Genomic DNA, 9,416 nt, shown 5'->3' with positions numbered 1-9,416 from the left:
GCCTGCCGCATGCGGCGGTGGGAATGCTCGTCATCGCGGCCTTGACCGGCATCCCAAATGCGATCGCCGGCGTCCGGCTCGCTTTGCACGGACGCGGCGCGGCGGTGGTCACGGAGTCCTTCAACAGCAATACGGTGAACATCGTAGCCGGCCTCTGCCTGCCGGCCTTGTTCGTCGGGCTGGGCCGCATCTCTCCGCGCACGGTTTTCGCGCTTTGGTGGCTCGGCGGGATGACGATCGTGGCCATCGTTTTCACTGCGTGGGGCGGCGGGCTGCGACGTCTCGGAGGTGCTGTGCTGCTGGTCCTATATGCAGCGTTTTTTTGGATGATCCTGGCCTGGCGTTAAGGAGCCCGTCGGACTTACGCGCTGGAAGTTTCCCACGCTTGGTGATTCGATCGGGCATGGCTGCACGCTTCATCAACATCGACCGCCACACGCCCATGCTTTTGCCGCCGGACATGCGGGCCTGGATCGGCGAGGATGATCTGGCGCATTTCGTCATCGAAGCCGTCGAGCGGCTGCCGCTCTCGGCATTTGCCGGCAACCGCAAAACGCTCGCACCCGCGCGCAAATCCACTGGAGCGCGGACGGCTGGATCACCGTTCAGGACATCGGCACACGCGACACTGGACTCGGAGTGCATGTCGCCGATTTGCCCACGACGGAACTTTCGCCGGAAACACGGATCACTTTTACTTTCCACTGGCCGCAGTCAGACCGATGGGAAGGGAAAGATTTTTTTTGCTCGAGTGATTTCCGGCAAGACCTGTGAAGGCGAACCGGCACAATCATGAAGCCGCATAAACGCTTTAACCCTGCTTCGGAAAGAGGACAACCCGCGCTGAAATCGCTCGGGCCGGTGCTGACAATCGGACATTCCACGCGGCCAATCGAAGCGTTCATCGAACTGCTCAAAGCGCACGGCGTGGAGTGCGTGGCGGACGTGCGCACCGTGCCTCGTTCACGGCACAATCCGCAATTTGACCGGAGCGCGCTGCCGCAGTCTTTGCGGGCGGCAGGAGGCGATTACGTGCATCTCCCGCAGCTTGGCGGTCTGCGCCGCACGCGACCTGATTCCATCAACGCCGGCTGGCGCAATGCCTCCTTTCGCGGCTACGCTGATTACATGCAGACGTCCGAGTTCGAGCAGGGCATGGCGGCATTGATCGAAATGGCGAAGGACCGGCGTGTCGCCATCATGTGTGTTGAAGCAGTGCCTTGGCGCTGTCATCGTTCGCTGATCGCAGACGCGCTGCTCGTGCGCGGCATTCCGGTCGAAGACGTCATGAGCCGAGAGCGCCGCGAGCCTCACGACCTCACGCCTTTCGCGAAGGTGCGCGGCACGGAGATTACCTATCCCGCGGAAGTGCTGCCGCCAGATGATCGAGACTTCAGCCGACAGGCATCGACTTCCGCGGCGGTCGATCAACTGTCCGCATAGATGCTCGTAATGGAACACAGCGTCGCATTTCCATTTCTGCCTATTGGCACGGTTCTGCGAGTCTTCGCTCCGGATTCGCCGCAGGCTCACTCCATTTTTAATCTCGGCATTGTCGTCACGATCATTCTTGGGACCATTTTTGTCCTCGTCGGCGGCGCGATTGTTTATGCGCTGATGCGGTTCCGCTGGCGCGAAGGGGAACCCGACCCGGATCAACTCGCGGGCAACAAGACCGTCGAGATTATTTGGACGCTGATCCCGTGCGCGATCGTGCTCGCGCTCTTCCTGCTCACGGCGCGAACGATGGGCCGCTCCGATCCCGCGCCCGCGCCGGAGCCGGACCTCGTGGTGACGGGACATCAATGGTGGTGGGAGGCGCGCTATCCGAAATCGGGCGCGGTGGTGGCGAATGAAATTCACATTCCGGTGGGCAATGCGTTTTCGGTGCGGCTCGATTCGGCCGACGTGTTGCACGAATTCTGGGTGCCGGAGCTGGCGCGCAAAATCACCGCGGTGCCCGGCCATCCGAATCACCTCTGGATCGAAGCCGACAAACCGGGGACGTATCTCGGCGTCTGTTCGGAATTCTGCGGGACGGAACATGCGTGGATGCATTTCCTCGTGATCGCCCAGTCGCAGGCGGAGTTCGATGCCTGGCAGAAAGCGCAGCTCGCGCCCGCGGCCACGCCGGTGGGCGACAGCGCGGCGAAAGGTCTCGCCCTTTTTCAGCAGACAAGCTGCGTGAACTGCCACGCGATCAACGGCACGAGCGCCAATGCGGGTGTCGGCCCCGATCTCACGCACTTCGCGAGCCGGCGGCAACTCGGCGCGGGCATCGCGGAGAACACGCGCGCGAATTTGCACCGCTGGCTGAAAGATCCGCAGCAGGTGAAACCCGGAGTCAAAATGCCGGACTTCAAATTCACCGACGAGCAGGTCACCCAACTCGTCGATTACTTCGAGACTTTGAAATGAACGGAATCACCTCAGCACTCGAGCGAGCCGGTCTGCTCACCATCGAGCAGCGGGAACACTGGCGGATGGCGTGGCTCTCGACAGTCGATCACAAGCGCATCGGCATTCTCTACATGGTGACGGCGCTCGTGTTTTTCGTCGTCGGCGGCATCGAGGCGCTGCTCATCCGGCTCCAGCTCGCGGTGCCGAACAGCACGTTTCTGCATCCGGACACTTACAACATGCTCTTCACGATGCACGGCACGACGATGATTTTTCTCGTCGCGATGCCGGTGCTCTTCGGACTGGCAAATTACTTTGTGCCTTTGCAAATCGGCGCGCGCGACATGGCGTTCCCGCGCCTCAATGCGTTCAGCTTCTGGCTCGTGCCATTTGGCGGCATCCTGCTGCATTTCAGCTTCCTCGCGGGCGGCGCACCGAATGTCGGCTGGTTCGCCTACGCGCCGCTCTCCGAGACGCCTTATTCTTCACAACTCGGCGTCGACTACTGGGCGCTGGCGCTGCTCGTCCTCGGCATCGGCTCGGTCGGTGCGTCGATCAATTTCATCGTCACGGTCCTTTCCATGCGAGCGCCCAACATGACGCTGCGCCGGCTGCCGCTCTTTTCGTGGATGATTTTCGTCAATTCTTTTCTCGTCATCCTCGCGCTGCCGGTGCTCAACGCCGGCCTCGTGATGCTGCTGATCGACCGGCGGCTCGATACCCATTTTTTCCTGCCGTCCGGCGGCGGCTCGGCGATTTTATGGCAGCACATTTTTTGGGCGTTCGGACACCCGGAGGTTTATATCGTCGCCATCCCGGCGTTCGGCATCTTGTCGGAAATCATCCCTGTTTTTTCGCGCAAGCCGATCTTCGGCTATGAATTTGTCGCCGGCTCGACGGTCGCGATTGCGTTCCTCAGCCTCCTCGTCTGGGCGCATCACATGTTCACGGTCGGGCTAGGGCACACGATTGATTTGTTTTTCGTCGCCTCCAGCATGTTGATCGCCATCCCGACCGGCGTGAAAGTCCTCGCCTGGAGCGCGACCATGATTGGCGGCCGGATCCGATTGCAGACGCCCATGCTCTTCTGCGTCGCGGCGCTGGTTCAATTCCTGTTCGCCGGACTGACCGGCGTCAGTCACGCCGTCGCGGCGCTCGATTGGCAGACCAAGAACAGTTATTTTCTGGTCGCCCACTTTCACTTCGTTTTCGTCGGCTTGATCGTCTTCGCCATTCTCGGCGCGCTGCATTACTGGTTTCCGAAGATGAGCGGGCGGATGCTCTCGGAGCGGATCGGGAAATGGACGTTCTGGCTGATGTTCATCGGTTTTAACATGACCTTCATCATTCAGCATTTCCTCGGGTTGGCGGGCATGCCGCGACGCATTTACACCTACGCCGACCTGCCGGGCTGGGGCTGGATGAACATGGTTTCGACCGTCGGTGCGTTCTTCATGGGCGCTGCGGCGCTGCTCCTCGTTTGGAATCTGGCCGCCAGCCTCCTGCGCGGCAAAATCGCCGGCGACAATCCGTGGAATGCCTGGACGCTCGAATGGGCGACCACCTCGCCGCCGCCGCATGAAAACTTCCACGAGTTGCCGCCGATCCGTAGCCGGCGTCCGCTCTGGGACATCGCCAATCCTGATCGCCCCGATCCGATGGTCGGCACGAAATGGAAAGCGGAAATCTCTGCGCCGGAGAAAAACACATCCAGCGTCATCGCCTTCATCATTTCTGAAACCGGCTTTTTCGGCGTGCTGATTCTTGCCTACCTCTTTTTTCATGCCTATCCGCAGCCCGGGCCGGGCGCGCAGGACTTGAATTTGCTTAAGACCGGCATTTTCAGTCTCAGCCTGTTCGCGAGCAGCTTCACGATCTGGCGTTCGGAAGTCAGCCAGCATAAAGGCAATCATCGGGCCATGGTCGGCTGGCTCGCCGCGACGATTTTGCTCGGCAGCATCTTCATCATTGGCCAGGGACTCGAGTATTGGGGCTTGTTCCAGAGCGGGGTGACCGTGAGTTCCAATCTTTTCACGACGACCTTTTTCACGCTCACCGGTTTCCATGGTTTGCACGTTTGTGTCGGTCTGATCGTGCTGCTCATCGTGCTTGGGCTGGCGCTGGCGGGTGACTTCAAGCAGGGCCGTTCGCCCGCGCTCAAGGCGGTCGGGCTTTACTGGCATTTCGTGGATGCCGTCTGGGTTGTCGTATTTTCGGCGGTTTATCTCCTGCCTCATCTCCAATGACCACCTCGCAATTTCTTCACTCCGCCTGGACCTGGAATCCGGTAGTTCTGATTCCCTGTGTGGTCGCGCTGGCGGCATATTTCGCCGTCTTTCGCGACCACCGCCGCTGGGGCTGGTTTGTCGCCGCGCTGGGCGTGTTGCTACTCACACTACTGTCGCCGCTCAACGCGCTCGCCGATGGCTACCTGTTCAGCGCGCACATGGCGCAGCATATTCTGCTGTTGCTGATCGTGCCGGCGCTGCTGTTGCTCTGCCTGCCACGATCGGTGTCGCTGGCGGTGCGACCGCGCGTGCTCGGTCATCCGCTCGTCGGCTGGTTCGCTGGCGTCGGCGCGATGTGGTTCTGGCACGCGCCGGTGTTGTGTAACGCGGCAGTTAGCTCGCGTCCGGTCCATGCGCTGCAAATTATTTCACTGCTCGTGCTCGGTTGCGTTTTCTGGCGGCAAATTCTCGCTCCGCGGGAAAGCGAACGTCTCTCGCCGCCGGGCGCGGTGCTTTACCTTTTCAGCGCGTGCGTCACTTGCAGCATCCTCGGCATCATCATCACGTTCTCGCCGGTGACGGTCTGCTCGATCTACTCGATGCCGCCGCCGGACACGCTCGGGATTTCATTGATGATCCGGGGAAGCTGGGGCATGACGCCAGAGCGCGACCAGCAGATTGGCGGACTCTTAATGTGGGTGCCGATGTGCTTCGTCTATCTCGCGGCGATCTTCGCCCAAATCGCGCGCTGGTTTTCCGAACCCGCCCGCCTGCCCGAGCACACCGCATGAACGACGAGCAACCGCCCGCAAAACCAGGCTGGGAGCCGCTTCCGTACAAGCATCTCCCGCGGCCCAACTACTTTCCCGCCGGTCTGGCCATGGGAACGACCTTCATTTTCTGGGGCTTTATCACCTCGTGGGTGATTTTCCTCGTTGGCCTCGGTCTTTTCACCGCCGCACTCGCGGGCTGGATCACGGAAATTCTCCATGAACGCAATGAACGAAAATAATCATCCGCAACCCTGCCCTCCCGCGACGCCGGAGGAAATGAGCCGGCGCAGTTTCTTCGCGAAGCTCTCAATAGGTCTTGGTAGTTTGTGCGCGGCGATACTCGGCGTGCCGCTGGTCGGATTTGTCATCGCGCCGCTCTTTCGCAAAATGCCGAACGAATGGATTCCCGTCGGCAAGCCGACGGACTTCGAGATTGGCAAGACGGTCAACGTGCCGTTCCCCGATCCGTCGCCGCTGCCGTGGGCGGGCATTACTGCGAAAGGCGCGGCGTGGCTGAGACGCGAGAGCGCGGAGCAGTTCATCGCGTTCTCCGTGAATTGCACCCACATGGGCTGCCCCATTCGCTGGCTGGCGGACGCGGAACTTTTCATGTGCCCGTGCCATGGCGGCGTCTATTACAAGGACGGCACTGTCGCCGCCGGGCCGCCGCCAAAGCCGCTCGTCCGCTACGACGTGCGGATCAACAACGGGCAGGTGGAGATCAAGTCAGCGCCCACGCCGATCACCACCACGGTATGAAACGGCTCTTCGGCGAAGCCTGGAAATGGATCGACGACCGGCTAGGGATCAGCGCACTCATCGGCCCGACAATGTCGCACCTCGTCCCGCGCGATGCTGGCTGGTGGTATGTCTTTGGCAGCGCGACGATGCTCGCGCTCATCGTGCAGGTGGTCACGGGCGTGGCGCTCGCGTTTTCCTACATTCCATCGGCCTCGCAGGCTTACGAAACGCTCGTCTTCATCACGAACGACGCGCCGTTCGGCAGTTTCCTGCGCGGCCTTCATTACTTCGGCGCCTCGGCGATGATCCTCATGGTCGGCGCGCACATGGCGCAGACGTTTCTTTTTGGCGCGTATAAATTTCCGCGCGAGATGAATTGGGCGACGGGTGTGCTCCTGCTCGGCTTCACGCTCTTGATGGGCTTCACCGGGCAGTTGCTGCGGTGGGATCAAAACGCCACCTGGTCCGTCGTCATCGCCGCGGAACAAGCTGGGCGCGTCCCCTTCATCGGGAACTGGCTCGCGCAATTCATCCTTGGCGGCACGACCATCGGCGGGGCGACGTTGAGCCGCTTTTTCGCGATCCACGTCTTCATCGTCCCGGCGCTGATCTTCAGCTTCGTGGCACTCCATCTCATGCTCGTTTTGCGCCACGGCATCTCCGAGCCGCCCACCGCCGGCAAGCCGGTCGATCCGAAAACCTACCGCAAGGAATACAACGAACTGATGGAAAAAACCGGCCATCCGTTCTGGCCGGACGGCGCATGGCGCGACTTCGTTTTCGGCACCGGCCTCATCATCGCGATCGTTCTGCTGGCGCTCTTCGTCGGCCCGCCCGCGCTCGACAAACCGCCCGATCCGAGCGTGCTCCAGGCCGACCCGCGGCCCGACTGGTATCTGCTCTGGTATTTCGCCGTGCTCGCTCTGATTCCGCCCCAACTGGAGGGCTACGTGATGATCCTCGCGCCCGCGGTTATCGGCATCCTCCTGCTGATCGCCCCGATCCTGAACAATCGCGGAGAGCGCGCTCCATCGCGCCGTCCATGGGCCATCGCCGTCGTGCTCTTGAGCGTCATTATGATCGGTTCGCTCTGGATCGCCGGCGCGAAATCGCCTTGGTCGCCGAACTTCGATCCGGTCCCGCTCACGCCGGAAATCATCGGCGCGACGAACGGCCCCGTCTTTATCGGCGCGCATCTCTTTGAACAAAAAGCCTGCCTCAACTGCCACCTCGTCGAAGGCCACGGCGGGAGGCGCGGCCCCGACCTCACCTACATCGCCGACACACTCACCAAGGACAACATGGTCATCCGCATCGTCAACGGCGGCGTCAACATGCCGGCCTTCGGAGCCACTTTGAAACCGGAGCAGATCGACGACCTCGTGGCCTTTCTGCAAACGCGCAAGCGCCCGGTGCGGGCGGAAACGGCTGCTGGAGAGCGATAGCTTAGCCATTCGTTTTCCGCTGATCTTTTCGGATTACCCCACTCGAAATTTACGCGATCACGAGTATTCGGCGGCTAACGCGTGGAGGGCTTTTTCCACATGTTCGGTTACACGCTCTTGGTCGTTTTTGTTCTGGATCTGCGTCGCATCGGCTCGGATGAATTCCGCGTGATGGCGCAGGGTGTCGCGATCTGAGGCGCGGCGGAGATCGGGCGCGAGACTCTCAATCGTGTTCAGCAGGCAAACGAGGATGGCAGGATTGTTCGCGCCATAGATGCGGATTTGCTCAAAGGCCGTGCGCGCGATTTCATCGAAGGTCAGCGGATTGGCGAGCACGCGGAGATTGCCCTCGCCATCATAGCGCTGTGGTAACGGCAATTCACTACGCATCACGCCGCGCAGTGATGCGCCGAGCCAATCAATACACGTCTGCGCGGTGAACGGTTCGTTGATGCCGGGAGAAAGAGCATGTGCGGCGATCTCCACGAGTTGCTGCAGCGAATAAAGCGCATCCTGGTGCGGCGTGCGATGCCTGCCCACGCTGTAACAGTCGCGCAACGCATCCGCGACTTCCTCCGGCAGGCCGCCGGGCGCGAGAACCCGCAGCAGAGGCACATCACGAGCCACGAACTCTCCGGGTCGCTTTTCCAACCTTAGTATTAAGTCGTGCTCGGTCGCCAAGTCCATTAGCTGCTCATCATCCACGCGGAGCAGGTAGCCATTTTCTTTTGCCTTGAGCTTCTGAGCCGCCTCCCAATTTATTTCGTCCGCCTGGTGCTTCGGCACTTTGTTTTCGCCGATCCGGTCGGGAAATAAGATCGGCAGGGTCAGTTGGAAATCGCGGCCCACATCGGCGATGAGATTTTCCGCCTGAATGATCTGCGAAACGTAGTGGATGAAGAAGATCAAAACCGCCAGCGATGCCAAGGCGAGCAAGACACCGATATTGACTGCCAAATAAGGAACGAATCCCGTCTCTTCCACCGAACGCACCGTGCGCAAAACCAGCAGGCAATAAACGAATGTCGCGATGAAAGTGCCGAGCGTGAACTGCACCCGGCGATCGGAAGTGAAATTGCGCAGCACGCGCGGGCCGTAGTGCGCCGAGTTCTGCGACAGGGTCGAGATGGTAAGCGAAAAAACGATCGACACGACAGTCATCACCGACCCGGCGATGACTGAAAGGACCGCACGCGCACCATCGGCGCCCCCTGACCAAACCCAGCCGATATTCTTGACCCAGTCGGACCCAATGCCGTGATCCAACGCAACCGTCCCCAGCGCGCTCCCCGCCGCGAAAATGGCCATCAGCGCCGGCAAAAACCAAAAGGAATCGGCGAGCTTATCGCGAAGTTTGATCAGTCGCAGTTTCATTCAACAGGTGGGCTTGCATCCGCCATTCGGGCTGGATCGATCATCCCAGTCCCGATCCTGGTCCGCAAGCCTTGAGCCCCTCCATCAGCAGTCGTTCAGCTTCCCTTCTGTTCGTGCCCGTTGGCGATCGTGGCTCCAGTAAGTTCGATTCCCTGATAAACGGTGTCATCCACAGGGTGTCGGATTTGAACCCACGATCCAGCGGCGAGCGAGACCCGTGATGCAATTAAGTCATGTTCCTCTTCCTCGAGTGGGATCGAAATGGATGATTCATCCGCTGAGGCGGCACGTCGCTCGACGAGGCGACCAAGCGGCTCGTGGAAGCCACCGATCCGCTCAAAAGCCGCCCCGATACTCGGCATCCCGTCGCGCACGATGTATCGGCACTTCTCCCATCCGGCCGAGTGAGGCACGCTGCCACCGTGGCAGCGCCATGACTGCCACGGTGGCAGCAA

General features: G+C 60.7%; 10 protein-coding genes and 1 pseudogene. 9 read left to right on the top strand and 2 right to left on the bottom strand.

Features of this window, described 5'->3' with window-relative positions:
* From ABJF10_RS25685 to ABJF10_RS25645, 9 genes and pseudogenes are all read left to right on the top strand, one after another.
* A pseudogene (locus ABJF10_RS25685) lies at positions 1-347 on the top strand (hypothetical protein); the annotation flags it as partial.
* 56 nt (positions 348-403) lie between these two features.
* Positions 404-796: a hypothetical protein gene (locus ABJF10_RS25680; RefSeq protein WP_348547479.1), complete on the top strand. Its 393-nt coding sequence runs from the start codon at positions 404-406 to the stop codon at positions 794-796.
* Positions 793-1,443, top strand: coding sequence for a DUF488 domain-containing protein (locus tag ABJF10_RS25675; RefSeq protein WP_348547478.1), 651 nt, complete (start codon positions 793-795; stop codon positions 1,441-1,443). Before ABJF10_RS25680 ends, ABJF10_RS25675 begins: the two co-directional genes overlap by 4 nt.
* A gap of 9 nt (positions 1,444-1,452) precedes the next feature.
* A complete protein-coding gene (gene coxB / locus ABJF10_RS25670) occupies positions 1,453-2,418 on the top strand; it encodes a cytochrome c oxidase subunit II (RefSeq protein ID WP_348547477.1) in 966 nt (321 codons plus the stop codon).
* Positions 2,415-4,646: a cytochrome c oxidase subunit I gene (gene ctaD, locus ABJF10_RS25665; protein WP_348547476.1), complete on the top strand. Its 2,232-nt coding sequence runs from the start codon at positions 2,415-2,417 to the stop codon at positions 4,644-4,646. The genes coxB and ctaD overlap by 4 nt, the downstream gene beginning before the upstream one ends.
* The gene (locus ABJF10_RS25660; protein ID WP_348547475.1) at positions 4,643-5,419 is read left to right on the top strand and encodes a cytochrome c oxidase assembly protein; all 777 of its coding nucleotides are present in this window, start codon (positions 4,643-4,645) and stop codon (positions 5,417-5,419) included. The genes ctaD and ABJF10_RS25660 overlap by 4 nt, the downstream gene beginning before the upstream one ends.
* The gene (locus ABJF10_RS25655; protein WP_348547474.1) at positions 5,416-5,640 is read left to right on the top strand and encodes a hypothetical protein; all 225 of its coding nucleotides are present in this window, start codon (positions 5,416-5,418) and stop codon (positions 5,638-5,640) included. Before ABJF10_RS25660 ends, ABJF10_RS25655 begins: the two co-directional genes overlap by 4 nt.
* Positions 5,627-6,160 carry a Rieske (2Fe-2S) protein gene (locus ABJF10_RS25650; RefSeq protein WP_348547473.1) on the top strand — a complete coding sequence of 178 codons (534 nt, stop codon included), beginning with the start codon at positions 5,627-5,629 and terminating at the stop codon, positions 6,158-6,160. Before ABJF10_RS25655 ends, ABJF10_RS25650 begins: the two co-directional genes overlap by 14 nt.
* Positions 6,157-7,587 carry a cytochrome b N-terminal domain-containing protein gene (locus ABJF10_RS25645; RefSeq protein ID WP_348547472.1) on the top strand — a complete coding sequence of 477 codons (1,431 nt, stop codon included), beginning with the start codon at positions 6,157-6,159 and terminating at the stop codon, positions 7,585-7,587. Before ABJF10_RS25650 ends, ABJF10_RS25645 begins: the two co-directional genes overlap by 4 nt.
* Positions 7,588-7,644: 57 nt before the next feature.
* Here ABJF10_RS25645 and ABJF10_RS25640 read toward each other — a convergent pair whose 3' ends face one another.
* Complete coding sequence (locus ABJF10_RS25640) at positions 7,645-8,961, bottom strand: DUF2254 domain-containing protein (RefSeq protein WP_348547471.1); 1,317 nt, start codon at positions 8,959-8,961, stop codon at positions 7,645-7,647.
* A 95-nt stretch (positions 8,962-9,056) separates the two neighbouring features.
* A partial coding sequence (locus ABJF10_RS25635; RefSeq protein ID WP_348547470.1) for a hypothetical protein occupies positions 9,057-9,416 on the bottom strand: 360 nt, incomplete at its 5' end.

The sequence above is a fragment of the Chthoniobacter sp. genome (assembly GCF_040003245.1).
In the GTDB taxonomy this organism is placed as follows: Bacteria; Verrucomicrobiota; Verrucomicrobiia; order Chthoniobacterales; family Chthoniobacteraceae; genus Chthoniobacter.
This window is presented reverse-complemented; position numbering and strand designations above follow the sequence as displayed.